This window comes from Niveispirillum cyanobacteriorum (assembly GCF_002868735.1).
GTDB classification, from domain to species: domain Bacteria; phylum Pseudomonadota; class Alphaproteobacteria; order Azospirillales; family Azospirillaceae; genus Niveispirillum; species Niveispirillum cyanobacteriorum.
Genome location: NZ_CP025612.1, coordinates 331,541 through 357,142 on the forward strand (window position 1 = coordinate 331,541; position 25,602 = coordinate 357,142).

At 63.6% G+C, this 25,602-nt stretch carries 24 protein-coding genes; 15 read left to right on the forward strand and 9 right to left on the reverse strand.

Features of this window, described 5'->3' with window-relative positions:
- The first annotated feature begins 36 nt into the window (after positions 1-36).
- Positions 37-909: an alpha/beta hydrolase family protein gene (locus C0V82_RS17380; RefSeq protein ID WP_158660011.1), complete on the forward strand. Its 873-nt coding sequence runs from the start codon at positions 37-39 to the stop codon at positions 907-909.
- Here the strand turns inward: C0V82_RS17380 and C0V82_RS17385 are convergent.
- The 3 genes from C0V82_RS17385 to C0V82_RS17395 form a co-directional block, all read right to left on the reverse strand.
- A complete protein-coding gene (locus C0V82_RS17385) occupies positions 895-1,176 on the reverse strand; it encodes a GntR family transcriptional regulator (protein ID WP_102113725.1) in 282 nt (93 codons plus the stop codon). The two genes, C0V82_RS17380 and C0V82_RS17385, sit on opposite strands and share 15 nt — an antisense overlap.
- A 105-nt stretch (positions 1,177-1,281) precedes the next feature.
- Positions 1,282-1,644, reverse strand: coding sequence for a hypothetical protein (locus C0V82_RS17390; protein ID WP_054166255.1), 363 nt, complete (start codon positions 1,642-1,644; stop codon positions 1,282-1,284).
- The gene (locus tag C0V82_RS17395; RefSeq protein WP_102113726.1) at positions 1,644-2,882 is read right to left on the reverse strand and encodes a class I SAM-dependent methyltransferase; all 1,239 of its coding nucleotides are present in this window, start codon (positions 2,880-2,882) and stop codon (positions 1,644-1,646) included. The genes C0V82_RS17390 and C0V82_RS17395 overlap by 1 nt, the downstream gene beginning before the upstream one ends.
- Before the next feature lie 215 nt (positions 2,883-3,097).
- Between C0V82_RS17395 and C0V82_RS17400 the strand changes: the two genes are divergently transcribed.
- The 4 genes from C0V82_RS17400 to C0V82_RS17415 all read left to right on the forward strand — a co-directional run bounded on the left by C0V82_RS17400 (position 3,098) and on the right by C0V82_RS17415 (position 8,484).
- Positions 3,098-4,126, forward strand: coding sequence for a DUF1838 family protein (locus C0V82_RS17400; RefSeq protein ID WP_102113727.1), 1,029 nt, complete (start codon positions 3,098-3,100; stop codon positions 4,124-4,126).
- A 79-nt stretch (positions 4,127-4,205) separates the two neighbouring features.
- Positions 4,206-5,558, forward strand: a complete 1,353-nt coding sequence (locus C0V82_RS17405; RefSeq protein WP_102113728.1) for an MFS transporter — start codon at positions 4,206-4,208, stop codon at positions 5,556-5,558.
- A gap of 25 nt (positions 5,559-5,583) precedes the next feature.
- Entirely contained in the window at positions 5,584-6,801 is a 1,218-nt protein-coding gene (locus C0V82_RS17410) for an MFS transporter (protein ID WP_158660012.1), read from the forward strand.
- Between the two features lie 102 nt (positions 6,802-6,903).
- A complete protein-coding gene (locus tag C0V82_RS17415) occupies positions 6,904-8,484 on the forward strand; it encodes an FAD-binding oxidoreductase (RefSeq protein WP_102113730.1) in 1,581 nt (526 codons plus the stop codon).
- Between the two features lie 41 nt (positions 8,485-8,525).
- Here the strand turns inward: C0V82_RS17415 and C0V82_RS17420 are convergent, their stop codons facing one another.
- The 5 genes from C0V82_RS17420 to C0V82_RS17440 form a co-directional block, all read right to left on the reverse strand.
- Positions 8,526-9,647, reverse strand: a complete 1,122-nt coding sequence (locus tag C0V82_RS17420; protein ID WP_102113731.1) for a zinc-binding dehydrogenase — start codon at positions 9,645-9,647, stop codon at positions 8,526-8,528.
- Positions 9,648-9,738: 91 nt separating this feature from the next.
- Positions 9,739-11,124 carry an FAD-dependent oxidoreductase gene (locus tag C0V82_RS17425; protein WP_102113732.1) on the reverse strand — a complete coding sequence of 462 codons (1,386 nt, stop codon included), beginning with the start codon at positions 11,122-11,124 and terminating at the stop codon, positions 9,739-9,741.
- A gap of 11 nt (positions 11,125-11,135) precedes the next feature.
- A complete protein-coding gene (locus C0V82_RS17430) occupies positions 11,136-11,651 on the reverse strand; it encodes a hypothetical protein (protein WP_054166263.1) in 516 nt (171 codons plus the stop codon).
- A 33-nt stretch (positions 11,652-11,684) separates the two neighbouring features.
- Positions 11,685-12,692 carry a zinc-binding dehydrogenase gene (locus C0V82_RS17435; protein WP_102113733.1) on the reverse strand — a complete coding sequence of 336 codons (1,008 nt, stop codon included), beginning with the start codon at positions 12,690-12,692 and terminating at the stop codon, positions 11,685-11,687.
- Positions 12,689-14,302: an FAD-binding oxidoreductase gene (locus tag C0V82_RS17440; protein ID WP_102113734.1), complete on the reverse strand. Its 1,614-nt coding sequence runs from the start codon at positions 14,300-14,302 to the stop codon at positions 12,689-12,691. Before C0V82_RS17440 ends, C0V82_RS17435 begins: the two co-directional genes overlap by 4 nt.
- 177 nt (positions 14,303-14,479) lie before the next feature.
- Between C0V82_RS17440 and leuC the strand changes: the two genes are divergently transcribed.
- From leuC to C0V82_RS17460, 4 genes are all read left to right on the forward strand, one after another.
- Positions 14,480-15,889 (forward strand): 3-isopropylmalate dehydratase large subunit, encoded by a 1,410-nt coding sequence (gene leuC / locus C0V82_RS17445; RefSeq protein ID WP_102113735.1) that lies wholly within the window; start codon positions 14,480-14,482, stop codon positions 15,887-15,889.
- A gap of 3 nt (positions 15,890-15,892) precedes the next feature.
- A complete protein-coding gene (gene leuD, locus C0V82_RS17450) occupies positions 15,893-16,501 on the forward strand; it encodes a 3-isopropylmalate dehydratase small subunit (protein ID WP_102113736.1) in 609 nt (202 codons plus the stop codon).
- Between the two features lie 28 nt (positions 16,502-16,529).
- Positions 16,530-17,390 carry an isocitrate lyase/PEP mutase family protein gene (locus C0V82_RS17455; RefSeq protein WP_102113737.1) on the forward strand — a complete coding sequence of 287 codons (861 nt, stop codon included), beginning with the start codon at positions 16,530-16,532 and terminating at the stop codon, positions 17,388-17,390.
- Positions 17,391-17,558: 168 nt separating this feature from the next.
- Entirely contained in the window at positions 17,559-18,353 is a 795-nt protein-coding gene (locus C0V82_RS17460) for a helix-turn-helix domain-containing protein (RefSeq protein ID WP_102113738.1), read from the forward strand.
- Between the two features lie 39 nt (positions 18,354-18,392).
- Here the strand turns inward: C0V82_RS17460 and C0V82_RS17465 are convergent, their stop codons facing one another.
- On the reverse strand, positions 18,393-19,610 hold the full coding sequence (locus C0V82_RS17465; protein ID WP_102113739.1) for a serine hydrolase domain-containing protein: 1,218 nt from the start codon (positions 19,608-19,610) through the stop codon (positions 18,393-18,395).
- A gap of 302 nt (positions 19,611-19,912) precedes the next feature.
- On the opposite strand from C0V82_RS17465, the gene C0V82_RS17470 reads away from it, so the two are divergent.
- The 6 genes from C0V82_RS17470 (at position 19,913) to C0V82_RS17495 (ending at position 25,600) form a co-directional block, all read left to right on the forward strand.
- On the forward strand, positions 19,913-20,326 hold the full coding sequence (locus C0V82_RS17470) for a c-type cytochrome (RefSeq protein WP_102113740.1): 414 nt from the start codon (positions 19,913-19,915) through the stop codon (positions 20,324-20,326).
- Between the two features lie 33 nt (positions 20,327-20,359).
- Positions 20,360-21,553, forward strand: coding sequence for an FAD-dependent oxidoreductase (locus C0V82_RS17475; RefSeq protein WP_102113741.1), 1,194 nt, complete (start codon positions 20,360-20,362; stop codon positions 21,551-21,553).
- A gap of 27 nt (positions 21,554-21,580) precedes the next feature.
- Entirely contained in the window at positions 21,581-22,339 is a 759-nt protein-coding gene (locus tag C0V82_RS17480) for a maleate cis-trans isomerase family protein (protein ID WP_102114368.1), read from the forward strand.
- Between the two features lie 3 nt (positions 22,340-22,342).
- Entirely contained in the window at positions 22,343-23,251 is a 909-nt protein-coding gene (locus C0V82_RS17485; RefSeq protein WP_102113742.1) for a polysaccharide deacetylase family protein, read from the forward strand.
- A 177-nt stretch (positions 23,252-23,428) separates the two neighbouring features.
- Positions 23,429-24,775, forward strand: a complete 1,347-nt coding sequence (locus C0V82_RS17490; protein WP_199772577.1) for an MFS transporter — start codon at positions 23,429-23,431, stop codon at positions 24,773-24,775.
- A gap of 6 nt (positions 24,776-24,781) precedes the next feature.
- Positions 24,782-25,600: an inositol monophosphatase family protein gene (locus C0V82_RS17495; RefSeq protein ID WP_102113743.1), complete on the forward strand. Its 819-nt coding sequence runs from the start codon at positions 24,782-24,784 to the stop codon at positions 25,598-25,600.
- Positions 25,601-25,602: the final 2 nt, after the last annotated feature.

Genomic DNA, 25,602 nt, shown 5'->3' on the forward strand with positions numbered 1-25,602 from the left:
GGTGGTCCACGTAACGCCTACCTTACGGAGCGCCCCATGGCCGACCTGTCCCGTCGTTCGCTTCTGCTGACCGCCACGGCACTTGCCGGTCTGGCGGTGTTGCCCGTTCTGGCCAGGTCCTCCGACCTGACCGTCAAAACCCCATCGGGCCGTGCTGTGTCGGTCAGTGTCTGGAAGGCGGTGGGCAAGGAGGCGGGGCATATCCTATTCTCCCATGGGGCCGCTTCGGCGCCCTGGAAGTATCAGCCGTTGGTCGATGCTTGGACCAAGGCCGGGTACAGCGTCTATGCCCCCCTGCATGTGGACAGCACTGACCATCCCGACCGCGCGAATTTCCAGGGTATGGCCAGTTGGCCGGCGCGGATCGAGGATGTACGGGCCCTGGCCGATCATCTGGGCGGCCCCTATATCGCCGCCGGTCATTCCTATGGCGCGCTGGTGGCTTTGTGCCTGGGCGGGTCGGCCATCGCTGTGCCGCCGGAGGTAAAGACGCCGCTGCGTGATCCGCGCGCCCTTGTCTCTCTGGCATTCTCCCCGCCCGGTGCCGGCATGGGCTTCATCAAGGCCGGTGACTATGCGCCACTGGCCGTACCTGCCCTGATCCAGACCGGCGACAAGGATGTGCCGCCAGGTCCCGGTGGCGACTGGAAAAGCCATCTGCTGCCCTATGATGAAGCAGCCCCCGGTGGCAGCCGTTATGCGCTGGTCCTGGATGGGGTGGACCATTATTTCGGCGGCGGCATCTGCCGGCCCGAACTGCCGGGACCGGTGCAGGCCGAGCAACTGGCCATCGCCGCCGAGCTGTCCGTACTGTTCATGCGCGCCCATGCGGGCGGTGACAAGACGGCACTGGTTACCCTGAATGGCCGGCTGTCGGATAAAGGCCCGGCCCGCTTAACGGTCAAGTGACCGGGGCCGCCCCCGCCGCGCGGGCTTGATCAGCCCGTCCCGGTTCAGCAAAGCCAGTGCCGCAGTGGCCGTCCCACGGCAAACGCCGTAATGGGCGGCCAAACCCATTTGCGTGGTTGGGAGGTCCACGGCCCGATTGCCTAGCAATTCCGCGCGCAGCAGCATGTAAAGCCGGTAATAAGCCGGAATCATCATCACGACCTCCGGAATGCCGGTGGCGGCATCCAGGCTGCGGCGAAGGGTCTGGTTGTCGAGTGAAAGCTGCATCAAGGGGTTCTGACGGGGTCCAAAGACAAGCCCGCCACCCACAGGGGGGCCGTGGGTGGCGGCAGTTTAGGGAGAAAACACTAATCGGATGAGGACGAGGGAGGCTTACGCCTCTGCTATTTCCTCGATGGTGCGGTTGAAACGTTCCTTGGTGTCGGCTTCAGCTGCCTCACGCGCTTCCTTGCGCATCAGGTAGAAGATCCGATCCAGGAAGTCCTGACGCCAGGCCTCGCGCGCTTCCAGCGCGTCTTGATCCAGCACCAGAGTCTCGATACCGGCGGCCAGATCCAGCCCCTTGGTCTTGGCATAGCGTTCGACACTGTCCAGACGGTCATGCAGAACGGAAATCTCATTCGCCAGGACCAGCACCATGGACATCGCCTGATCCATGCCGGGTGCGTCATAGAATTGCGGGCGCTTGCCCTTGGCGTCCTTGACGACATGCGGGCGGTTTGCAGTGCTAGTCATCAGGCGGCATCCTTGGCGGCGACGGATTTCTGCTTCTGGGCAATGAACACTTCCCAGCCGCCGCCCGGTGCATATTCACCGGCGGTGAACTCACGTTCGGCCACGGCACTGGCGGCATCCTGGCTGTATCCGGAGGCCTCGCTGGCGGCGAATTCCATGACGGCCATCGGGGCGGTGTCGAACTTGGCATCGGTTCGATCGAACCCGGCCTTCTGGGCCAGATCGAACTGGTCCATCTCGCGCATTGCGCCCCAGAACGGCTCGTTATTGTACCAGGTCTCGTTATCCAGGATGAACTGGGTGAACGGGTCCATCAGGTCAAACGGCGGCAGATCGGCATGGATCATCAGACCGCCCGGCGACAGCAGCCGGTGGCATTCCTTGAAGATGCGCGGCATGGCCTTGGCAGAGGTTTCGTGCAGCAGGATATGGCTGACCACCAGATCGAAATGCCCGTCGGGGAAACGCGTTTCCTCCGCGTTCATCTGCGCGAAATTCACCTCCAGCCCCAGACCAGCAGCCCGCGCATGGGCATAGCGTACGCAAGGCCCGCCGACATCAATGCCCCACACTTCAGCGTCGGGGAACAGCTCCTTATAGGGCAGGGTGGCGTGACCGACCGTGCAGCCCATGTCCAGGATACGCTTTGGCTTGAAGTCGGGCATCCGACGCTGCAGGTAGTTGCAGACCGACCGGCCCATATCGTCGTTCAGCGGACCCATATAGCCCATGGCGTAGAGATAGACGCCGCGGTCATACAGCGCGCCAACGGAGATGTCGTTCTTGGCGACCTCGGTCGCGTATCCGCCGGGCATGCAGTGGATATCCAGCGCCGTGATATAGCGCGGGACCACGAAACCTTCGGGAATATCCAGCACGGCACCCGACTTCGCAGACAGTTCGGCAGCCTTCTCAATCAGCTCCGGCAATTGTCGGTCGATGCTGACATTTGTCGCCTCCCACAGCAGTTCCTGCGCGATGCGGTTGGCGGATGCGTAATGCTGGAAATAAAGATCGCGAACCATGCCGCCACGGATGTCGCGGCGGTCGGCAGGTGCGCGGCCATGCTGCGCCTCGAAAGCCGGGGCAACCCGGTTGCGATAGATCGGCGTAAGACCCGGCAGCAACTTCTGCTGAATAAAATTCTTGAAGCTCTTGGTGAATTCCTGACGCGTCGCCTCGTCATGTGTGGCGGTGGGCAGCGCTGGGTGCGCCTGTTGCTGGAATGTATTAAGCATGACCGCTCCCGGATCGGTGATGGTTGCTTGGAAAACCCTGATCCGATTGAAGAGCCGGACCGGGATGCGGGCAAAGGGCGCTGCCCCTGAATGTCCACCTGGTGGATATTCGGGGGCATGATCGTTTCCAGCCTGAATTCTTCCGCGCCAGATTTGATCACGACAAGGGGGGCGGTGCCACGCCTTCCGTTCAGAACAATGGGAGTTCCGGGATCATGAGCGGACCTGAATTGACGCGCCGTCAAAGCCTGGGCCTGGCGGCCATGGCTGCCGCCGCTGGTGCGGTCGGTGGGGGTGTGTCGGCGGCCATGGCGTCCTCTGCCACGCCGTCCTTCCAGACCAAGATCGATTTCAAGGACCCGAAATGGAACCGGGACAGCTATGTCCGCCTGGACGCGGATATTGATCCGACCAAGGAAAAGATCGGCTGGTTCCGGGGTAATGTCTACGGCGTCCGCGATAACGAGCCGGTGCGTACCCTGTTCATCTTGGACGGGTTCAGCTTCGTGCGCACAAAGCGGCTGGAAGACGGTTCCTATCGCCGCATGCTGCGCGAGATCGGCTTCTACCGGGATGCCAAGACCGGCGAGATCATGAAGACCTGGCACAACCCGTATACGAACGAGGATGTGCGGGTCGTTCCCATCGCCAACGACCCCTATAATTATACGATCGGCGAGTTCAAGCCGCAGCCGCCTTCCTATGGTGGGCTGAACAAGGACAAGCCGCCGCCGGAGCCGTTCCTGCTGGACTGGCGCTATGGCCCCGATGACACGGTGATCCTGACCACCGACATCCATCTGTTCTACCCGAACGCCCTGCAGCCCGATAAGTGGGTGCGTGAGTCGGGTGGCGCCTTTAACCGCGTCTCCGAGCTGTTCACCTATGTGATCAAGCGTAAGGATCTGGAGAATCCGAAGCTGACGCATGTGAAGGCCGTGGGCTCCTGGTCGCGGATCACGCCCTGGCTGCCCTGGATGCTGATGGGTCAAGCTCCGGGCCATATTTCCTATTTCTGCTCCTTCGGTGCCTATGACAGCGTGAATGACATCCCGGCCGATATCCGCGAAGCCGCCCGCGCCATGGACCCGAAATGGCTAGCCTCCCCGACGGAAGATTACGGTCCGTCCCTGTCCAGTATCGAGAACTACGCTCGGTTCCAGACGCCGGCCCCCGTGCCGGCTGGATGGACCCCGCCGCAGCCGCCGCCACCGCGTACGCTGCCGCCGATGCCGCCCAAGTGAGAGAAGGGGCGGGCGGGTGCTACGGTGCCCGCCCGCCCTTTTTCTTTTTGACGACGTAGCGACCATTCAAGGATCACCGATGACCGCCGCCATTACCGATGCGCCCCCGCCCGCCGCCGGCCGCCTGGGTCTTCTGTCTCAGGTCGGCTATGGCGCGGGCCAAGTGGCGGGACAGGTGTTCCGCGACGTGCCGTCGCTGCTGCTGCTGTTCTTCATGACCACTGTCCTGGGGATCGAACCGGCATTGGCCGGTGTCGCGATCTTCGTGCCGAAGCTGGTTTGGGGCGTGGGCTGTGATCTGCTGGTTGGCGTGCTGTCCGACCGCTGGAAACACCGGTTCCACCGCCGCTGGTGGCTGCTGGCCGGTGTCATTGGCTCTCCCATGGCGTTTCTGCTGCTGTTCCACGTGCCGGCTGACCTGTCGCAGACGGGGCGGGTTGCCTATGTGGCTGCCGCATTCAGCCTGTATATGGCCGTCTTCGCCAGCTTCTCTGTGCCCTATCTGTCCATCGCGGGCGAATTGTCGGACGATCCGCACCAGCGGACTGTCCTGATGGCCTGGCGGCTGGTGTTCACGGCTGCGGGCGTGCTAATCGGCGGGGCGGTGGCGCCCGGCGTAGTGCAATATCTGGGCGGTGGTCAACCCGGGTACGAGGGCATGGCCCGCGTCCTGGCTGTGATCTGCCCTATCTCTCTGCTGATCGCCTTTTTCGGGGCGGGCCGCGCGGCACGGCAGGCGGGCCGGGCACCGGCGGTCGCGACCGCTACGCGCATGACGTTCTCGGCTGCGATCGCCGTGCTGGCTGCCCCGCGCTTTTCCGTGCTGCTGGCCTCCAACCTGCTGCAACTGATCGGCTCGGGGATGGCCTATGCGTCCATGCTGTATTTCCTGACCTACAATATGGGGCAAGGGGCGGCGGCGCTGCAGCTGATCGGCGGGCTGATCGTGGCGGTCTGCGCCGGCATCATCGTGGCCCAGCCCCTGTGGGTTGCGGTGGCCAAACGGGTGGGCAAGAAGCCGGTCTATGTGCTGTCGGCCATCGGCTATGGTGTCACCTATATCGCCTGGTCGCAGAATGCCCAGTCGGGCACCATGGTCGCCTACGTGTTCTGTGTGGTGGCCGCTTTGTTTAATTCCGGCTGGGCCCTGCTCAGCTTTTCCATGATGTCGGACATCGCGGGTGAGGATCGGGCCAATGCCGGGCTTTACTCCGCTGCCTGGGTGGCGGTGGACAAGATCGGCTTTGCCCTTGGCGGCACCTTGCTGGTGGGGCTTGTCCTGTCCGGTTTCGGTTTTGACGTGGCGCGGTCCATGGCGGGCCTGCCCCAGGAGCCGCGCGCCCTGACCGGCGTGATGCTGGCCTTCGGGGTCTTGCCCGGTCTATTCAATCTTATCGCGGCGGCCCTTTATGGCCGCTACGGTCGCCACTGACAGCTACGCGGGAAAATGGATATCCATGGGCAAGATTGAGGAATTCCGGCGCGGCTGGTCGTTGATCCTGGCGGCGGCGACGGGTGTGGGCCTGGGCATCACAGGCCTTACCTTCTATACGCTGGGCATTTTCATCGGGCCGTTGACCCAGGAATTCGGCTGGTCCCGCACCTCGCTGGCCTCTGCCACCATCCTGACGACCCTGACCACGCTGATCCTGGGGCCGGTGGTGGGCCGGCTGGCCGACCGGTTCGGCGGGCGCAAGGTGGGACTGGTGTCCCTGGTCGGGCTGGCGGCCGGTCTGGGCGGGCTGAGCCTGATCGGTGCGGAATTGTGGAGCTTCTATCTGGCCTTCGGCATCGCCATGGTGCTGGGGGCCGGTACCTTGCCCATCGTCTGGACCCGTGCCGTCAATGCCGGGTTCGACAAGGCGCGCGGCATGGCGCTGGGACTGACCCTGACGGGGACCGGTGTTGTCGCCATCCTGGCCCCGCCCTATACGCAATGGCTCATCGCCGACTATGGCTGGCGCATGGCCTATCTGGGTCAGGCGGCGCTGGTCCTGGCCATTGGTCTGCCAATTGTCTGGCTGCTGTTTCATGAAGTTGGTGGTGCGAAGCATGTCACAGCGGCCACAACGCTGGTTCGCCCCGGCCTAACCGCCGCCGCCGCCCGCCGGTCGCGTCAATTCTGGATGCTGGGCGTGGGCTTCCTGTTCGCCTCCTTCGCCGTGTCAGCTCTGATCGTGCATCTGGTCTCGATCCTGTCTGGGGGCGGGATGGAACGGGCTAGTGCCGTTTGGGCCGCTAGCCTGCTGGGCTTTGCTATCATTGCGGGCCGCCTGGGCATCGGGGTGCTGGTGGACCGTTTCTATGCACCTGCCGTTGCCTTTGGCATCCTGGCCATCGCCGGGGCAGCCTGCTTTCTGCTGATGCTGGCGGGGGCCAACCTGTCGCTGGCGCTGGCCGCTGTTGTGTTGATCGGTCTGGCGGCGGGAGCGGAGGTCGATCTGGTCGCCTATTTGGCCAGCCGCTATTTCGGCCTGCGGGCCTATGGGGAAATTTATGGCTGGCAGCTTGGCTTCTTCGCGCTGGGGGCCGGACTGGGGCCGATGGGCGTGGGGCGTCTTTATGACGCGACCGGTTCCTACACAGTCGGCCTGATCGCCTGCGCCGTCGGGTTTGGCGTCGGCGCTACGCTGATCGGATTGCTGGGCCGGTACCCTGAGCGGTTCGAGGAATAATCATGACCGCTGTCCGGACAAGGTGCATCGCCGGCCCAGCCGACCCGGCATGATCCTGTCACTGTGTCTTCAACAGACGCATTTTCCAGGGAAACCAATATCATGCCGGATACCGCCGCCCCCACCTCAGACCTTCTGCCGCGTCTGTGCGCGGTTCTGGGGGATGCTGCCGTCCTGACCGATGCCGACGACCTGTCCTTCTTCGGTCAGGATGTGCATTCCATTGGCGCGCCTTTGCTGGCCGTCATCCGACCGGTGACGCGCGACGCGCTGACCAGCGCGCTGAAGCTGCTGCATCAGGTGGGCGTGGCCGTGGTGCCGCGTGGTGGCGGCATGTCCTATTCCAACGGCTATCTGGCGGGTACAGCAGGTGCGGTGCTGGTGGATACCAGCGGCCTGGACCGGATTGTTGAGATCAATGCCGATGACATGTATGTGGTGGCGGAAGCGGGGGTGACCTGGGCCGCTTTGGACGCTGCCCTGGCACCGCTGGGCCTGCGCACGCCTTTCTGGGGACCGTTCTCCGGCATCCGCGCCACCCTTGGCGGGACCATGTCCCAGAATGCCGTCACTTACGGCACCGGCACTTTCGGCACGGCAGTGGACAGTCTGCTGGGGCTGGAGGTGGCGCTGGCCGACGGGTCGGTTCTGCGCACCGGTTCCTGGGCGCAGCCTAACAGCGCTCCATTCTTCCGTCATTACGGCCCCGATCTGACCGGTCTGTTCAGCGGCGATGCCGGCGCCCTGGGTATCAAGACCGCTATGGCCCTGCGTCTGGTCCGCCGCCGGCCCATCAATACCGGCATCTCCTTCGGCTTCCAGACCTTCGACCAGATGCTGGGCGCCATGGCCGCCGTGGCGCGCGAAGGGGTGGCGTCAGAGGCGTTTGGCCTGGACCCGTTCCTGCAAAAGCAGCGCCTGGGCATGGGCGATCTGAAATCCGATCTGAAGATGCTGCTGGCGGTGGGCCGGGCGGGGCGGGGGCCGTTCGAATCGCTTTGGCAGATGGCGAAGATCGTCGTCGCCGGGCGCGGCTTCCTGGATGGCATCAACTATTCCGCCCATTACACCATTGATGCCTTTGACCAGGACGAGGAACGGTCGATGCTGCGCCGTATCCGCGCGGCGGCGGAACCGTTCGGCAAGGAGATCGAGAACTCCATGCCGACCCTGGTTCGCGCATATCCCTTTCCGCCGCTGAACCATATCCTGGGGCCGAAGGGGGAGCGTTGGGTGCCTGTCCACGGCATCCTGCCCTTCAGCCGGGTGGCCGCCTTCCGCGCCGATCTGGACGCGCTTTACGCACGCCAAGCAGCGGAGATGACGCGGCACAAGGTCCTGGCCGCCGCCATGTTCTCCACCATCGCCACCAACGGCTTCCTCTATGAACTGGCGTTTTATTGGGAGGATGAGCGCGCGGCATTCCATGATCGTATCCTGGAACCCGATGCGGCCAAGAACCTGCCGCGCTATCCCGCCAATCCGGAAGGCGCGGAACTGATGCGGCAGCTGAAGAAGGAATGCGTTGCGCTCTATGCCAAGCATGGCGCGGCGCATTTGCAGGTCGGGCGGCTCTATCCCGTGACCGAAGCCATGAACCCTGTCACGCGGCAGGTTCTGGGCGCTGTGAAGACCAAGGTGGACGGTGCCGGATTGATGAATCCGGGTGCGCTCGGGCTGTAATAAGCCGCGTGGGGGAGGGGTTGCCCCCTCCCCATGGTGCCTTAAGGCAGGACCACCTGCCGGATCACCCGGCCCGCCGCCAGTTCGTCCATCAGCCGGTTGATCTCCGACAGCGGTGCGGTGCCGCTCAACAGCCGATGCACCGGCAGCCGTCCGGCCCGCCACAGGCCGATATAGCGCGGCACGTCGCGCGACGGGATGGACGAGCCCATATAGCTGCCCATCAAGGTCTTGCCTTCCGCCACCAGCGATACCGCCGGGAAGCTCAGCATTTCCGCCGGGTTGGGCAGACCGACCGTGACGGTGCGTCCGCCCCGGCGGGTGGACTTGTAGGCGGCGGCCAGCACGGCAGCCTTGCCCGCCGTCTCAATCGCGACATCAGCACCACCGCCCGTCAGGTCGGCAATGGCCTGGGCTGCATCGGCGGGCGCCACGGCGGCGGCGGCCCCCAGTTCCAGGGCCAGCTTGCGCTTATCCTCAATGGGATCGACGGCGATGACCGGGTTGGCCCCGGCGGCCACGGCGCCCAGCAGCGATGACAGGCCGACCCCGCCCAAGCCATAGACGACAACGCTTTCACCCGGCTTCACGGCGGCGGTGTTCATAACCGCGCCGACACCGGTCAGCACGGCGCAGCCGAACAGGGCGGCGATTTCCGGCGCGATGTCGGACGGGATTTTTACCGCCGATCGCTGGTCCACCACCGCATGGGTGGCAAAGGCCGACACACCCAGATGGTGGTTTACCTCTTTGCCCGGCAGTTCCATGATCCGCCGTCCGCCCCGCAGCAGCCGCCCCTCGCCATTGGCCGTCGCCCCCGGCTGGCACAGATAACCCTCGCCGGCCCCGCAGCAGGCGCATTGCCCGCAGGCCGGCAGAAAGGCCAGGACGACGCGGTCGCCCGGCTTGAAGGGGCTGTCGGGATCGCCCGTTTCCACCACCGTCGCCGCCGCCTCGTGCCCCAGGGCCATGGGCATGGGCCGGGGCCGGTCGCCATTGATCACCGACAGATCGGAATGGCACAGGCCGGCGGCATCGATACGTACCAGCAATTCACCGGGACGCGGCGGGGCCAGTTCCACCTGTGCCAGACGCAGCGGTCGGCTGTCGGCATAAGGGCCGGGCAGGCCGATCTGGTCCAGGATGGCGGCGGTGATACGCATTTGGCGAATCCTTGTTGCTTGCACGGTGGCCCTCACACCGGGGCACGGCGGACAGTGCCGATCATGCCCCGGATCGTGGCCTGATGGTAAGTCATGTCGGTTGCTTGGCAATGACCAGCCGGGCGGCCTCGGCCCCGGCCAAACGGCCCAGCGTGACCGCCGCACAGATGCCCATCGCCGGCAGATAACCCCAGCAGGAAGGCCCGGAAACCGATCGCGCGGCCCCGCCACAGGCGAAAAGATTACGCAGGGGCAGTCCGCTTACCGCCAGAACCCGCCCGCTCCCATCGGTGCGCAAGCCCCCCTGGGTATGATAGATGGCCCCGCGTAGGCGCAGCGCACGGAACGGCGCTTCCAGCACCGGATCTGTCCAGCGCCGTCCTTGGCTGTCAGGGCGGCCCGCGGTCGTCGCGCGATGGATATCGTCCAGGCTGGCGGCCAGGCGGGCAGGATCGGCGCCGATGCGCAGCGCCAGATCGATCACGCTGTCAGCAGCGCGCGCAGCGTTCAACTCCCGCAACTGCGCGCTTTCGGGGATATGGGCGCAGGCCTGCTCGATCCGCTGGTCGAAGATGATCCAGGCCCGGCCATCGGGCTGTGCCAATACCGGATGCACGACCGCTGAAATATCGTCGGTTTCATCAACGAAACGGTCGCCATGTTGATTGACCAGGAAGCCGCCTTCCAGGATGAAGCCGGGCGGCAGTGTTACCCCCTGCGGGTCGGTCAGCATGCCGTAACCCTGATAGGCGCCCATGTCCGCCAGTTCGGCACCTAGCCCCGCGCCTAAGCGGATGCCCAGGCCGTCGCTGCCTTCATGACCGTGATAATGGGCGTCACCGGCATCGGGGATATGGGTGCGCACCATATCTCGGTTGCCGGCAAACCCGCCTGTCGCCAGGATAAGGCTGTCGCAGCCGATAGCTTCGTGGCTGCCGTCGGGTCGCCCAATCACGATGCCGGCGACCCCGCCTGCACCATCACCCGCGATTTCCACCAGGCGCGCCTGGTGGATCACGTCCACCCTGGTTTCTTCCAGGCGGCGGTGAAGATACATCAGCATGTCGTTACCGCTGCGCCCCGGCCAGCCATGGACGCGCAGCCGTGAATGGCCGAACGCCGCCTTGAAGCGGACATCCAGCTCATAAGGAAGGCCATGCTGTTCGACCAGCCAGTCCAGGGTCGGGCCCGCCCCATCGGCGATGGCACGGGCCAGCACCGGGTCGGTTTTTCCCTGCGTTTTGGCCATGATGTCGGCATACAGAATGTCGCCATCATCATGAATGCCCAGGCGCTTCTGCGCCGCCGTACCGGCAGCGCAGAGCAGGCCCTGGGACATGGAGGTCGTGCCAAACGGCACGGCATCCTGCTCGATCAGCAGAACATCCGCCCCGGCACCGCGAGCGGCAAGGGCGGCGACAGCACCTGCCGCCCCAGCACCCGCGACGATCACCGGTATGGAATAATCGAACTGCATGGCCGTACAGATCAGGTGTTCGGTGCGCTGGTGTTGGTGAAGTTCTTCCAGTCGCTGGTGACGAACACCTCGTCGATCAGTGTGCGCTGGAAGCACTTGCCGCCCTTGTACCAATGCCAGGTGCGCGACCGGAACTTACCGCAATCGGAAATCTGGATCATCTCATAGAGATACAGATCGTCATCGCCCTTGCGGGTCCAGTGCAGGCAGGTGGAGCGGTTGAAATCGTCCGGCTTCATGGCGGCAGCCCAACCCTTGATCAGGTCATTGTCCCACCAGATGCGGCCATCGGCATAAGAGGCGGGGAAATCGCGCACGTCGGTGCGGCCATCTTCCCAGAAATAATGGTTGGTCTGATGGTACGGGAACTCGCCATCCTCCTTCAGGCGGCAGATCAGGCGCGAGCGATGCTCATCCACAAGCTTGCCCGTTTCCGCGCTGTAATAGCGGTACCAGCCTTCCCAGACGCCCTCATTGCGGGCCAGCAGGGGCATGTCACGGCGCAGTTCGGCGACATTGTTGCTCATATCCAGAAATCCTTATGCTTGTGAGTTGTCTGATCAACGCAGATCGACGGTGACCTTGCCCATTGACCGCCCGGAAAGCAGGTGCTCCACAGCGTCTGGCACCTGGGCCAGACCTGTGAACGGCGTGTCATCGAAGGTGACGTTGATTTTGCCAGCGGCGTGCAGGCTGAACAGTCTTTCGCGTGCTGCTGGCCACAGGTCGGTCAAACGGCCATTCATGAAGCCGCGTACGGAAGCGCCCTTGTAGTAGAGCTTGTTGCCGACGCGCGGTGCCGTGACGATTTCCGGCTTGCCGTCCAGGTCCTGGGCCGCACCCGCCACCACAACGCGCCCCAGTGGGGCGACATTGTCCAGGAAGGCATCGAAGATCGCGCCGCTGACGGTATCGACGGCCAGATCCAGGGCATCCCGGAACTCCGTGGACAGGACCTGCGCCACATCCTCGCGCTTGTAATCGATGACCCGGTCAGCACCCAGCGACCAGACGAAGGCCGATTTCCGCTCACCCCCACAGACGGCGACCACCCGTGCCCCGGCCAGCTTGGCCAGTTGCACCAGCATATGGCCAAGACCGCCCGCCGCCGCCGAAATGGCAACCGTCTCCCCCGCACGCAGTCCGCCGACATGTTCCAACGCCAGCAACGCCGAAACGCCGGTGGAGGCCAGCGCCAGATAGTCGCGGTGTGCTGATGGGGTCGGGATGAACTGCGCCGCCGGTGCAATATTCGCCTGACGATAGCCGCCCGTGAAGCGGTTGGTGGCGGCGGCGTCACCGGGCCTGAAGCCCGTTACGCCCTCGCCCACCGCCTCCACCACGCCGATGGCCTCCACCCCCGTCCAGGTGGGCATGGGGATGCGGATATAATCCACGGCATTGCGCGCGATCTGGGTATCAAAGATACCGTTGACGCCACACCAATGGTTGCGCACCCTGATTTCACCGGGCCCCGGATCGCGCAGCGGTTGATCCACGATCTCCGCCGCCTCGCGGAAACTTTGCGCAAAGCGGACCTGCTGCAGGGCTTTATAGTTCTGGCTCATTTCTGCCCCTTGGCAAAGCCCAGCACGCCAGGGTTCAGAACGCGGGCGGGGTCCACCGCATCTTTCAGTGCATCCAGGACCGATTGGCTGGCCGCGTCCCGGCTCTCACGATAAGGGTAGGAGCGGCCAACCTGAAAATGACCGCAGCCAAAGCGTCGGAAGGTGGCGATCAGGCGCTTGCGGGCCTCCGTCACCACGGCGGTGGCGTCGGGATTGTCCGCATGTTCGGGCAGGCGCGCTATATGCGTGGGTTCCAGCGCCTGATAATGCACCGGCAGCCGCTTTTCCGGCCAATAGATCACGGGCTCCACGATCAGGGCGTTGGTCGACAGGGACGTGAACAGGTACCCGGTCTTGATATTGTGCTTGGCGAAATCGTCAGCCATCCCGGCGAAGACCTGCTCCACCGCCTCGTAAAGGGCTGGCGCCTTGGACAGGGAAATCTGACCATGGATGGGAATCCAACGCTCGCCACCCGGCCCCAGCGCGCTGTTCAGCGGGGGGAAGGGCATGGCACGGATGACCTTGGCAATGGTATTCGCCACCTCCCGGCCATGATGTTCCGTCGCGATGCGCCGGGCCGTGGCCATATCATGCGCCACCGCCTCCGCCGATCGCCCCTCGGCATTCAAATGCAGGGGAAAACTGTCCTCGCTGACGAAACTGCGACCGGCACCGGCGACCCGGACGGCCTCCCACAGCCCACGTAGCAGGGATTTCTGACGCGTGACGACGGCGCCCAGTGCCTTCACATCGCTGGTCATCGACGCGCGCTGCATGCGCACCCGTGTCAGGCCGGGATCGAAGGCACACATTTCCGCCGCAACACCGGCCCGCGCCAGGGCCGCCATCGCCCGCATCAGGTCGCCGCCGGTTGGGAACTCAAAGCTGGCGTAGTCTTCATGTTTCGGGGCCTGTATAAGGCGCAGGGTGATATGGGCCTTGGTCCCGAAGGCCCCGCAATCACCGCAGAACAGGCCCGTAAGGTCGGGGCCGAAATGCCGGTAGAAGGGGGTATCGCCATCCTCCCCGCGTGCACCGGTCCGCAGGATCGACCCGTCGGCCAGCACCATGGTCAGGGCCACGACACTTTCACTGGTCGTGCCGTAATGACCGGCACCCAGCATGGCGTTCTGCTGTGACACGCCGCCGCCGATGGTGCTGATCAGGCCCGACATGGGGCCGAAGAACGGTGTGCGCAGCCCGTGCGGGGCCAGTGCCTTGTTCAGGTCGATCCAGGTGCAGCCGGCCTCCACCGTCACCACCATGTCGTCAGGGCGCAGATCAATGACGCGGTTCATCCGCCGCATGTCCAGCGATACCGTGCCCGACACGGTGGGAATGTACCCGCCGGTGTAGCTCATGCCCGCGCCGCGTGGTGCCAGGGGCACCTGATGCCGGTGGAGCAGCGCTGTGACCGCAGACAATTGTTCCAGATTGTCTGGCGCCACGACCAGGGCGACCGGCTCGGCGCTTTCCGACCAGATATCGCCGCTGTGCAGGCGGCGGGTTGCCTCATCGTCGGTCACGCCATCGGGACCCGTGATGGAAAGCAAAGCGGCCTTCAAGCCGTTGCCGATATTGTCACCGTGAGAAGCACTGTCCGGCATGACCCTAACCTCAATCCTCGACAATCCTGGGGCGCAGACTATCTGGCGGTACGGGGTCGGGCGCGGTCGGGTCGCGTGAATGTCCGCAAGGCGGTCACCGCGTCGTGCGGGCTTGGCGCGACCGGTGGGGACATGATGTGTTCCGCATGGAATGGAACAGGGGCCGGGGACCGGGCGATGCCGTTTACCCTTTATGACAAGCTGTGGAACAGCCATGTGGTCGCGGAAGAGGAAGGCGGGATCAGCCTGCTCTATATTGACCGCGCTATGCTGCATGAGGTCAGCAGTCCGCAGGCCTTCGCGGCCTTGCGTGAGAAGGGGCTGAAGGTCCGTAATCCCGGTGCCTTTCTGGCCGTCGCCGATCATTCGGTTCCCACCCGCCACCGCGACCGGCCCATCGCCGATCCGCAGGCCCGCGCGCAGGTCGAGCTTCTGGCCCGCAATGCGAGTGATTTCGGTATCGATATGATTGGCCTGGACGATCCGCGTCAGGGGATCGTACATGTTACGGGTCCGGAACAAGGATTTACTTTGCCGGGTTTAACGCTGGTCTGTGGGGACAGTCATACCGCCACGCATGGCGCCTTCGGCACCCTGGCTTTCGGTATCGGGTCGGGCGAATGCGAAAGTGTCCTGGCCACACAGGTCCTACGCCTGACCAAGGCGAAGACCCTGCGCGTCAATGTCCACGGCGACCTGCCGGCGGGCGTGGGGGCGAAGGATATTATCCTGGCGGTGGTGGGAAAGCTGGGCAGCAATGGCGCCATCGGCCATGCCATCGAATATGCCGGCCCCGCCATCCGCGCCCTGACCATGGAAGGGCGCATGACCCTCTGCAATATGAGTATCGAGGCAGGATCCCGCACCGGTCTGGTTGCCCCGGACGAGGTCACCTTCGCCTGGCTGAAAGGCCGTTCCCTGGCACCGAAGGGGGCGGATTGGGACGCGGCTGTCGCCCATTGGCGGACATTGCCCAGCGACGAGGGTGCGGTCTTCGATCGGGTGATCGATATTGACGCCACCAAGCTGGTGCCGCAGGTCAGTTGGGGTACCAGCCCCGATCAGGTTGCCGATGTTACCGGCCGTGTGCCCGATCCGGCGGGGGCCCGCGACGCCGAGACGGCGGCCAAGATGACCAAGGCCCTGTCCTATATGGGGCTGACGGCGGGCATGCCGGTTCGCGATATTGTCGTCGGCCATGTCTTCATCGGGTCCTGCACCAATGGCCGGATCGAAGATCTGCGCATCGCCGCCCGTGTCCTGAAGGATCGCCGCATCGCCGATGGCGTCCAGGCGCTGGTGGTGCCGGGGTCGAAGGCCGTTAAGAGCCAAGCGGAGGCGGAGGGGCTGGACACTATTTTTCGGGCCGCCGGCTTTGAATGGCGCGAACCGGGCTGTTCGCTTTGCGTTGCCATGAATGATGACCGGCTGCCACCCGGTGCGCGCTGCGCCAGCACATCGAACCGCAATTTCGAAGGCCGCCAGGGCCAGGGGGCGCGTACCCATCTGATGGGCCCGGCCATGGCGGCGGCATCGGCCATCGCCGGCCACATTGCCGACCCGCGCGACTATCTTGGGGAGGCTTGATCCATGCAGCCCTTCACGACCCTGACCGCCATCGCCGCCCCCCTGATCGAGGCGGATGTCGATACGGACATCATCTATCCCGCGCGCTTCCTGACCATCACGGAAAAGAAGGGGCTGGGCCGCTATGCCTTCCATGACCGCCGCTATGACGGGCAGGGGCGGGAGCTGGCGGATTTCGTCCTGAACCGCGATCCCTGGCGCCATGCCGGCATCCTGGTCGCCGGTCCGAATTTCGGCTGTGGCTCCTCGCGCGAACAGGCGCCCTGGGCCATTCTGGATATGGGCATACGCTGCATCATCGCGCCCAGCTTCGCAGAGATATTCCGGGGCAATTGCTATCGCAACGGCATGCTGCCGGTGACAGTGGGGGAGGCGGACCATGCCGCCCTGCTATCCGATGCCAGCGCCGGTGCCAGCCTACATGTCGATCTGTCCGCCCGGACCATCACTCGGCCCGATGGTTCCGCCATTGCCATCGCCATCGATGATGGCAAGCGCGATGCCCTGCTGAATGGCTGGGATGAGGTGATGGGCATCCTGAACCTTTATGCCGGCACCATCGACCGGTACGAGCAGGATCGCCGGACGCGCCTGCCCTGGCTTACCCGCTGATAATTTCCATCTTCATACAGAGAACATCATGGCCAATCCCATCCTTCGCCAGAAGCTGGCTTCCCGGCAGTTCATCACCGCCCCTGGCATCCAGGATATGATCGCCGCTGTTATCGCCAACAAGGTCGGCTTCGACATCGTCTATGGCAGCGGTTACTGGACGGTTGCGTCGGCCTATGGGCTTCCCGACGCGGGCATCGCGTCGGTGACGCAGATGGTGGATCGCATGGCGACCCTGGTTCGGACCTGCAACGCCGCCGTGGTGGCCGATGCCGATACGGGTTTCGGCGGGCTGCTGAATGTGCATCACACGGTCCAGGCCTATGAGCAGGCCGGTATCACCGCCATCCAGATTGAGGATCAGGAATTCCCCAAGAAATGCGGCCATACGCCGGGCAAGCGTGTTGTTCCGGCAGAGGAAATGGCCGACAAGATCCGCGTCGCGGTCGAGGCACGGCGGGATGAGAATTTCCTGATCATCGCCCGTACGGACGCACGGCAGAGCGAGGGGCTGGAAGGTGTGCTGCACCGGATGAAGCTGTATGCCGAAGCGGGTGCCGATATCCTGTTCCCCGAAGCACTGACCAGTGACGAGGAGGCCCGCATCGTCACCTCCTCCCTGGACAAGCCGATGATGGCGAACATGGCCGATGGCGGCCTGACCCCCATCCGTGATGCCAAGACCCTGCAGAGCCTCGGCTATTCCATGGCCATCTTCCCGGCTATGACCAGTCTGGCGGCGGCGGCGGCAATGGAGTCGGCCCTGTTGAACCTGAAACAGACGGGTACCAGCCTGTCACCCGACGTGCCGCTGTTCAATTTCAAGGAATTCTGTTCGCTGATCGGATTTGAGGATGTCTGGGCTTTCGACAAAAAGTGGGCGCGCTGAGTGCCCTCTGGCTCATTTCCGCGTAGATCACGCCCTTTCGTGTACACACCCGGCTGTTGAGGTAATCATCGTTTATCCGACAGGTGGATAGATCCTCACGCCTTGTGCGACCGGCGCCCCCAAAACTTGGCACCATTCAACCGTCATATTTGTCGGGGGGAGGGGTGAATGGAGAAGGGGGTGCCGATCCGGGCCATCAGCCGTGCAATTGCGGCGTTGAAGGCGATCAACCGGCAGGGCTCGCTGACCATGATGGAAATCGCGCGGGCGGCGGAGGTGCCTTATCCCACCGCCTGCCGTCTGGTGCAGACCCTGGTCTATGAAGGGCTGGTGGAGCAGGAGCCGGACCGCAAGCGCTACCGCCCCACGGCCATGGTGCAGTCCCTGGCCTATGGGTTTCAGGATGATGACCGGCTGGTGGAGATCGCGCGGCCGCATATCGTGTCCCTGACCCGGCGTATCGGCTGGCCCATCTCCATCGCGTCCCGCGTGGGTCGCAACATGATGCTGCGCGACAGCACGCATGCCAACACGGCCCTGACCTTCGAACGCTATTACCCCGGCTTCACCCTGCCCGTGCTGGACAGCGCGTCGGGCAAGCTCTCCATGGCCTATACGCCGGACGAAGAGCGGGAAACCCTGCTGCGCTGGATGAAGGTGTCGCAGGAGGTGGACCCGGAATATCTGAAGGCCGCCCGCGCGGGCCTGAATGTGGAGCGGATCCGGTCGCAGGGTTATGCCGTGCAGGGGCGCAATCATCACAATCTGACGCCGGGCAAGACCGCCTCCATCGCGGTGCCGATCTTCCTGGGTGAACATTTCAAGGCAGCGATGACGGTAATCTTCTTTGCGTCGGCCATGAAGCCGGAGGCGGCCTTGGACCGGTATCTGGATGATCTGAAAGGCACCGCCGAGACGATCAGTGCGGAACTGACCCAGGCGGCGGCACTTAATCAGAGGTGATTTGAGGCGGGGGCCGGGGAGTAAACCGGCCCCGTTTGATCACTTCCCCTGCGCCACCAGCGTCACAGGCTTCACCAGCCCACGCAGCAGAATGTTGGGCAGATAGGCATTGTCCCAATCCACGCCCTTCGGCGGGTTCGGCCCCATGCGCAGGGCGATCAGGCCGGTCTTGCGGGACACGAAAACCGTCTGGTTGCCATTGCCATCGAACAGGAACAGGTCCTTGTCCAGATAGGGTTCGGAATGCAGCACCTTGGGTCCCGGTGCCCCCGGCGCACCAAAACCGCGGCGTTCGACATAGGGACCAGCGACCCACAGGCCCAGGCCATAATGTGGGTTCTGCGCCGTCGCGGTGGCCATTTCCTGGACATAGCCCTTGGGCAACAGACGCTTGGCTCCCACCTTGCCATCATCCAGCAGAAGCTTGGCCAGATGCACCCAGGCCCGCGCCGGCAGCATCATGCAGCAACCGGAATGGGCCAGCCCGCCCGGCCGGTTCACCCAGACCTCGCCCCCCGGGGCACCGGTGGGGATCAGCAGTTCGGTGCCCACGAATTCCGCGTAACGCCGGCCCGTCGCCCGCTCGATCACCAGTGCGATCAGTTCCGACGTTGCGTTGGAATAGCCGTACCGGGTGCCCGGCGCGTCGGTCAGGGGGTAATCCTTGACGATGTAGCTGCCGTGATCGACCGACAGATAGGCGAGATTCCAGGGATGGTTGGGATCGGCATTGAACCCCTGTTCCAGAAAGCCGGTACGCATATCCAGCAAATGACGGATCAGCATCGCTTCCTTGGGCGTGCCTTTCCATTCGGTGATGAAGTCGGAAACGCTCTGATCCAGCGATTTGATCTTACCCATTTCAATGGCGCGGCCCACGACCATGGCTGTCATCGGCTTGGACAGGGATTTCGACGCCAGGGGCGTGTCGGCGTTGGTGCCGGCGAAATAGGTTTCGTCCTGCACCTTGCCATCATGCCAGACGATGAATGCCTGGGCGCCGCTGGCCTCGGCATAGGAACGGGCGGCGTTCAGGGCATCCGGCTTGATGCTGGTCTGTCCCGGCTGGACCATCGGAAGGGCGGTAGGGGCGCCGGCGACCGGCTCACGTGGCTGATACAGCGTTTCCATCGGCCCACCGGCGGTCAGGATGGCGAGGCGCTGCGCATAGATGGCGTCGGCATCTGTCTGCGCCATCGCCGCGCCGGATGTGGCCAGGGCCAAAAGGGTGGTCAACCAGAAAGACGCGTGCCGCATGCCAAACCTTCCCGTTATCCGTTGATCTTGAACGAAAAAGACCGCGGTGTCGAAAGATCGGCGCCGCGGTCAGTTTTCGGGAACTCAGTGCTCGCGAGGCGGAGAACCGCTGGTCGCAGGTTGACCATAGGCGCGTATGCATAGACCCGACAGGGCAGGCAGAGGGTTTATCCACCCTGTGGCCAGATATGGACCCGTGTATCGACGGCCCATTCGGCATGCGCCCAAATACCAGCATGCGGATCGCCCATTTCGATTAGAGCGATTCCAAATAATCGTTCGGAATGGAGGCATGAACAGCCATGGCATTTGTCGGAAAGAAATATCGCAGCGTTCCGGGGCACGCCATCATTCCCGCCATTCTGGTCTCCGTCATGCTGTCGAGCACTTCTGCCGCAACGGCGCAGACGGCCCCCGACAAGGGGGAGCGCCTGTTTCTGCGCTGCCGTACCTGCCATGAGGTGGCGGCGGGAAAGCCCAACAAGGTCGGTCCCAATCTGCATGGTTTCTGGGGCAAGCCGGCCGGCCATGTCGAGGGGTTCAAATATTCCGACGCCCTGCGCAGCAGTGGTGTCGTTTGGGACGAGAAGACGCTGGATGTCTGGCTGACGCATCCGACCACGCTGGTCGGCGGCACGACCATGGCTTTTATCGGTCTGCCGGACAAGGCCGATCGTGATGCCCTGATCGCGTACCTGCAAAAAGCCACCAATTGACATCCCACCCGCATAAATAGAAAGGCAGTTCCCATGATCCGAACGCAGGTGGTGATCGCCGGCGCCGGCCCGGTTGGCACGGTCGCGGCCTATTATCTGGCCCGCCAGGGTATTGATGTGCTGGTGCTGGAGGCCGGTGCCGATTGTGCGCAGGATCTGCGCGCCTCCACCTTTCATCCACCCACGCTGGAAATGCTGGATGAACTGGAGATCACGCCCTTCCTTCTGGAAAAGGGCTTGAAGGCGCCGATCTATCATTACCGTGACCGCCGGACGGGGCAGGTGATTGAGTTCGACCTGGGCGAGTTGGAGGGCAGCACCCGCTACCCCTATCGCCTGCAGTGCGAACAGTACCATCTGGCCCGCGCGCTGGCGGAAAAGCTGGAAGCGCATCCCAAGGCCACCGTGAAGTTCGGCAGCCGTCTGGTTTATGTGAACCAGGACGAGACGGGTGTGGATCTGGCCTATGAGACGCCGTTCGCCATCGAGAAGGTACGCGCCGACTGGTTGATCGGGGCCGACGGCGCCAATTCAGCCGTGCGCAAATGGCTGGGCATCGGGTTTGAGGGCTTTACCTATCCGGAGAAGTTCCTGTGCCTGTCCACCGCGGAGCCGCTGGAAGATTACTTCCCGAATCTGGCGCATGTGAATTATGTCGCCGATCCGGAGGAATGGCTGGTGCTGCTGCGGGTGCCGTCGGTCTGGCGTATCCTGCTGCCGGCCACGCCGGAAAGCTCTGATTCTGATCTTGTGTCGGATGAGAACCGCGACCGCGTGTTTCAGCGGCTGATCGGCAAGACCGGCGTCAAGACCCATCACCGCACCATCTATCGCATGCATCAGCGGGTGGCAGAGAGCTTCCGCAAGGGCCGTGCCTTCCTGATTGGCGACAGCGCGCATCTGAACAACCCGCTGGGCGGGTTTGGCATGAACAGCGGCATCCATGATGCTTTCAACCTGTGCCAGCGGCTGACCGCCATCATCAAGAATGGCGAGGATGAGGCAAGCCTGGATCAGTTCAGCCGCCAGCGCCGCGGTGCCGCCCGCAGCTTTGTGCAGGCGCAGACCATCCAGACCATGGAAATGATGAAGGAAGGCCACACCTCGGCACAGGAAAAGCGCCGGGACGAGATGCTGGCCATCCGTAACGATCCGGAGCGGCGGCGTCAGTTCCTGATGCGGCAGGCGATGTTCCAGAGTCTGGCCGACGCCGCAGCGATCGACTGACCATATCCAGCAGACAGGGGAATGTTCATGCAGGATGAAGCCAAGGACAGCCGTGGCTGGCGCAAGGTGTTCGGGGTGCTGGGTCCCAGCACGAACACCACAGTGCAGCCCGATTTCGACGATATGCGCCCGGCCGGTGTTACCAACCATTACAGCCGGATCATCGTTTCTAACGCCCAGGCCATCAGCAACGAGACCTTCCTGGCCGGCACCCAGGCCATCGCCGACAATACGGTCGATGCCGTGAAGTCGGTGATGACCGCCGATCCGGATTATCTGGTCATGGGCATGTCGGCAATCACCTTCTATGGCGGGGCGGAAGGGGCAGCACGGTTCCGCCGCCAGATCCGTGAGGTCAGCGGGCTGTATCTCTCCACCGGCTCTGAATCGCTGGCTGCCGCTATCGCCGCCTATGGCGGCGTGAAGAAGGTGGCCTTCGTGTCGCCCTATTACCCCGTTGCTAATGAGCAGGTCCGTAACTTCCTGTCTGATTACGGGTATGAGACGGTGCGCGACGTGCCGCTGCAATGCCCGTCCTGGACCTCCATCGCGCGTGTCGGCACGCCCCGCCTTCGTGAGGTCCTGAAACAACTGGACGGTGATGATGTCGACGCCATTTTGCAGGTCGGCACCAACCTGTCGATGGTGAAGCTGGCAGCGGCGGCAGAGATGTGGCTGGGCAAGCCGGTGATTGCCATCAATACGGCCACCTACTGGCATGCGCTTCGCGCAAACGGTATCCAGGACAAGGTCTACGGCTTCGGTCGCCTGCTGGAGGAATTCTGATCCATGCTTTCCTACGATTATGTGCCGCTGCCCAAGCGCGGTCCCCTGCGTTGGCCCGACGGCAAGAAGGTCGCGCTGATCCTGACCTTCAACCTGGAAACCTGGGATCTGACAAAGGATACGGACAAGCCGTACTATGCGGGTGGCCCGGCTATCCTTCCCGACGTTCTGCCCGGTGACACGCCCGATTTTCCCAACTTCACCTGGCGTGAATATGGGCAGCGGGTGGGCATCTGGCGCCTCTACGACTTGTTCGATGAAATGGGCGTCAAGGCGAGTTGCACCACCAACGCCGTCACCTTCGAACGGCGCAAGGCGATGGTCGATGCCTGCCTGGAACGCGGCTGGGAACTGCTCGCCCATAATTATGAACAGGGCGAGCTGCTGACCAATTTCGCCAAGGACCCGGCCAAGGAGCGGGATATCATTCTGCGCTCCATCGAGATGTATGAGCGGCATGTGGGTCGCCGTCCGCTGGGCTGGCTGTCCTCCTCGCTGCGCGGCACCTTGAATACGGCGGGCATCCTGGCCGAACAGGGTTTCCTGTTCTATTGCGACATCATGAATGATGATCAGCCCTATCCGTTGCAGACGGAAAACGGGCCGCTGGTATCTGTGCCCTATTCCAACGAAATCAATGATTTCACCCTGCTGACCCGCCGCAACCTGACCACCGACGCTTTCCGCGATACGCTGATCGAGGAATTGTCGGTGCTGCGTCAGGAAGGGGCGAAGACGGCACGGCTGATGAATGTGGGGCTGCACCCGCATGTCACGGGCCGCGCCTATCGTATCCGGGGCCTGCGGGAATTCCTGGAATATGCCAAGAGCCTGGATGATGTCTGGTGGCCCACGCGGGAAGAACTGGCCCGCTGGTATCTGGCCAACAGCGAAGGCCACATGCCGGGCTGAAAACCCGTCCTTGTCATTGAAACAGAAAGCCGGGCGCCTGACAGCGCCCGGCTTTCTGCGTTTATCGGGTCGATAAGCTGATAGTGCGATGGAAAATATCTTCTAAATTTTTGGAATATGGAATATCTTGCCTTCCAACGCGACGGGATGAACCGTCCGGCTGGGGAGGAGAGCGCCATGCTGCGCGCGTTGCTGGGCTTTTTCGCCACGGGGCCTGACCGCCCGGTGACGGCGGACGCGGCGGCGGTCGATGCCGCCTATCGCCGTTACCGTATCCGGGTGATGCTGGCCATCACGCTGGGCTATGGCTTGATCTATACCTGCCGGCTGGCGCTGGGTGTGGTGAAGAAGCCGCTGATCGATGCGGGTGTATTTTCACCGGCGGAACTGGGCCATATCGGATCGGCCTTGTTCTACACCTATGCCATCGGCAAGCTGACCAACGGGTTCCTGGCCGATCACGCCAATATCCGCCGCGCGCTGGCCATCACCTTCCTGCTGACGGCGCTGTGCAACCTGACCATGGGCTTTGTCACCAGCGTCTGGATGGCGGTCCTGGTCTGGGGCCTGAATGGCTGGTTCCAGAGTTTCGGGGCGCCGGGCGGCGTGGTGGCCATGACGGCCTGGTTTTCAAATCGGGAGCGGGGCCGCGCCTATGGCGTCTGGTCCACGGCCCACTCTATCGGCGAGGGTTTGACCTTCCTGGTCGTCGGTTCACTGGTCGGCTGGCTGGGCTGGCAGGCCGGGTTCTTCGGGCCGGGGCTGATCGGCATCGCGACCGCCGCCGGTGTCTGGTTCCTGTTGCAGGACCGGCCTCAGACGCTGGGCCTGCCGCCCGTCAATGACTGGAAGGGTGACCATTACGGGGAAAAGCCCAAGGCCGATCCGCGTTCCGTCCTGGCGCAGCAGTTGCACATCCTGAAACTGCCGGCCATCTGGGTGCTGTGCCTAGCCTCGGCCACGACCTATGTCACCCGCTATGCCATCAATTCCTGGGGCGTGCTGTATTTGCAGGAGGCGCGGGGCTATTCCCTGGCCATGGCGGGCACGCTGCTGATGGTCAGCACGGTAGCCGGCATTGTCGGGGCCATCAGCTTCGGCCTGTTATCGGACAAGCTGTTCCAGTCGCGCCGCCCGCCGGCCAACCTGCTGTTCGGTGTGCTGGAACTGATCGGCATGCTGCTGATCTTTTTCGGGCCGAACAGCGTGCCGCTGCTGCTGCTGGGCATGGTGCTGTTTGGGGCCGGCATGACAGGTCTTGTCACCTCGCTGGGTGGGCTGTTCGCCGTCGATATCGCGCCCAAGCGCGTGGCAGGCGCGGCAATGGGCGTTATCGGCATTTTCAGCTATGTCGGTGCGGCCCTGCAGGAACATGTTTCCGGTATGCTGATCGACCGTGGCATGACCATGGTGGACGGGGTCCGGCATTACGATTTCGGCCCGGTGATCTGGTTCTGGATCGCCGCGTCGGTGGTTTCCATGGTTTTGGCGGCGACCCTGTGGCGCACGCGATTGAGGGACTGATCCATCATGAATTCCCCATCCCCCGAACTGTCGGCGATGATCGATGCGGCCCAGGCCGCTGGTCACGGGCTTTTGCGCCGCTTCTCACAACTGTCCGAACTGGTCATCCGCGCCAAAAGCGGACCGGCGGATCTTGTCTCCGTCGCGGATGAGGAGGCGGAGCAGACGGCCCGCACCATCCTGTCCCGTTTCCGCCCCGATTACGCCTTCCTGGGTGAGGAGGGCGGGCAGGTCGGGGACCGCGACGCCAGCCACAGCTGGATCGTCGATCCGCTGGATGGCACCACCAACTTCCTGTTCTCCTGTCCGCTCTGGGGCGTCAATGTTGCCCTGGCGCGCGATGGAGAGGTGGTGGCCGGCGTCACCTACATCCCCGTGATGGAGGAGATGTTCGTGGCTGAGAAGGGGCGGGGGGCCTGGCTGAACGGTCGGCGCATCCATGTCTCCACCCGCGCCACGCTGGGCGACGCGGTGCTGTCCTGCGGCATGCCGTTCACGGGCAAGCCGGATCATCCGGTCTTTGCCCGTGAAATGGCGCTGCTATCGGCGGATGTCGCGGGTTTGCGCCGCACAGGGGCCTGCGCGGTTGACATGGCCTATGTCGCCTGCGGTCGCTGGGACGCCTATTGGGAACGGGCGCTGAATGCCTGGGACATGGCGCCTGGCCTGATCCTGGCGACGGAGGCCGGTGGCACCGTCAGCAATGTCCGGGGTGACAGGTTGGATCTTCACGGCCAGAATGTCTGCATCACCAATGGCCATATCCACAATGCGCTGGTGGATCGGCTGAATCAAGCTCTGCACGAAGCACAGAACGAAGGATAAGC

Coding starts and splice junctions, on each gene's coding strand:
- C0V82_RS17410 (WP_158660012.1), top strand. CDS start 5,584: ATGGGCAAGATTGAGGAATTCCGGCGCGGCTGGTCGTTGATCCTGGCG.
- C0V82_RS17485 (WP_102113742.1), top strand. CDS start 22,343: ATGCTTTCCTACGATTATGTGCCGCTGCCCAAGCGCGGTCCCCTGCGT.
- C0V82_RS17390 (WP_054166255.1), bottom strand. CDS start 1,644: ATGACTAGCACTGCAAACCGCCCGCATGTCGTCAAGGACGCCAAGGGC.
- C0V82_RS17475 (WP_102113741.1), top strand. CDS start 20,360: ATGATCCGAACGCAGGTGGTGATCGCCGGCGCCGGCCCGGTTGGCACG.
- C0V82_RS17465 (WP_102113739.1), bottom strand. CDS start 19,610: ATGCGGCACGCGTCTTTCTGGTTGACCACCCTTTTGGCCCTGGCCACA.
- leuC (WP_102113735.1), top strand. CDS start 14,480: ATGCCGTTTACCCTTTATGACAAGCTGTGGAACAGCCATGTGGTCGCG.
- C0V82_RS17455 (WP_102113737.1), top strand. CDS start 16,530: ATGGCCAATCCCATCCTTCGCCAGAAGCTGGCTTCCCGGCAGTTCATC.
- C0V82_RS17490 (WP_199772577.1), top strand. CDS start 23,429: ATGCTGCGCGCGTTGCTGGGCTTTTTCGCCACGGGGCCTGACCGCCCG.
- C0V82_RS17440 (WP_102113734.1), bottom strand. CDS start 14,302: ATGCCGGACAGTGCTTCTCACGGTGACAATATCGGCAACGGCTTGAAG.
- leuD (WP_102113736.1), top strand. CDS start 15,893: ATGCAGCCCTTCACGACCCTGACCGCCATCGCCGCCCCCCTGATCGAG.
- C0V82_RS17385 (WP_102113725.1), bottom strand. CDS start 1,176: ATGCAGCTTTCACTCGACAACCAGACCCTTCGCCGCAGCCTGGATGCC.
- C0V82_RS17460 (WP_102113738.1), top strand. CDS start 17,559: ATGGAGAAGGGGGTGCCGATCCGGGCCATCAGCCGTGCAATTGCGGCG.
- C0V82_RS17400 (WP_102113727.1), top strand. CDS start 3,098: ATGAGCGGACCTGAATTGACGCGCCGTCAAAGCCTGGGCCTGGCGGCC.
- C0V82_RS17425 (WP_102113732.1), bottom strand. CDS start 11,124: ATGCAGTTCGATTATTCCATACCGGTGATCGTCGCGGGTGCTGGGGCG.
- C0V82_RS17380 (WP_158660011.1), top strand. CDS start 37: ATGGCCGACCTGTCCCGTCGTTCGCTTCTGCTGACCGCCACGGCACTT.
- C0V82_RS17470 (WP_102113740.1), top strand. CDS start 19,913: ATGGCATTTGTCGGAAAGAAATATCGCAGCGTTCCGGGGCACGCCATC.
- C0V82_RS17415 (WP_102113730.1), top strand. CDS start 6,904: ATGCCGGATACCGCCGCCCCCACCTCAGACCTTCTGCCGCGTCTGTGC.
- C0V82_RS17435 (WP_102113733.1), bottom strand. CDS start 12,692: ATGAGCCAGAACTATAAAGCCCTGCAGCAGGTCCGCTTTGCGCAAAGT.
- C0V82_RS17495 (WP_102113743.1), top strand. CDS start 24,782: ATGAATTCCCCATCCCCCGAACTGTCGGCGATGATCGATGCGGCCCAG.
- C0V82_RS17395 (WP_102113726.1), bottom strand. CDS start 2,882: ATGCTTAATACATTCCAGCAACAGGCGCACCCAGCGCTGCCCACCGCC.
- C0V82_RS17420 (WP_102113731.1), bottom strand. CDS start 9,647: ATGCGTATCACCGCCGCCATCCTGGACCAGATCGGCCTGCCCGGCCCT.
- C0V82_RS17405 (WP_102113728.1), top strand. CDS start 4,206: ATGACCGCCGCCATTACCGATGCGCCCCCGCCCGCCGCCGGCCGCCTG.
- C0V82_RS17480 (WP_102114368.1), top strand. CDS start 21,581: ATGCAGGATGAAGCCAAGGACAGCCGTGGCTGGCGCAAGGTGTTCGGG.
- C0V82_RS17430 (WP_054166263.1), bottom strand. CDS start 11,651: ATGAGCAACAATGTCGCCGAACTGCGCCGTGACATGCCCCTGCTGGCC.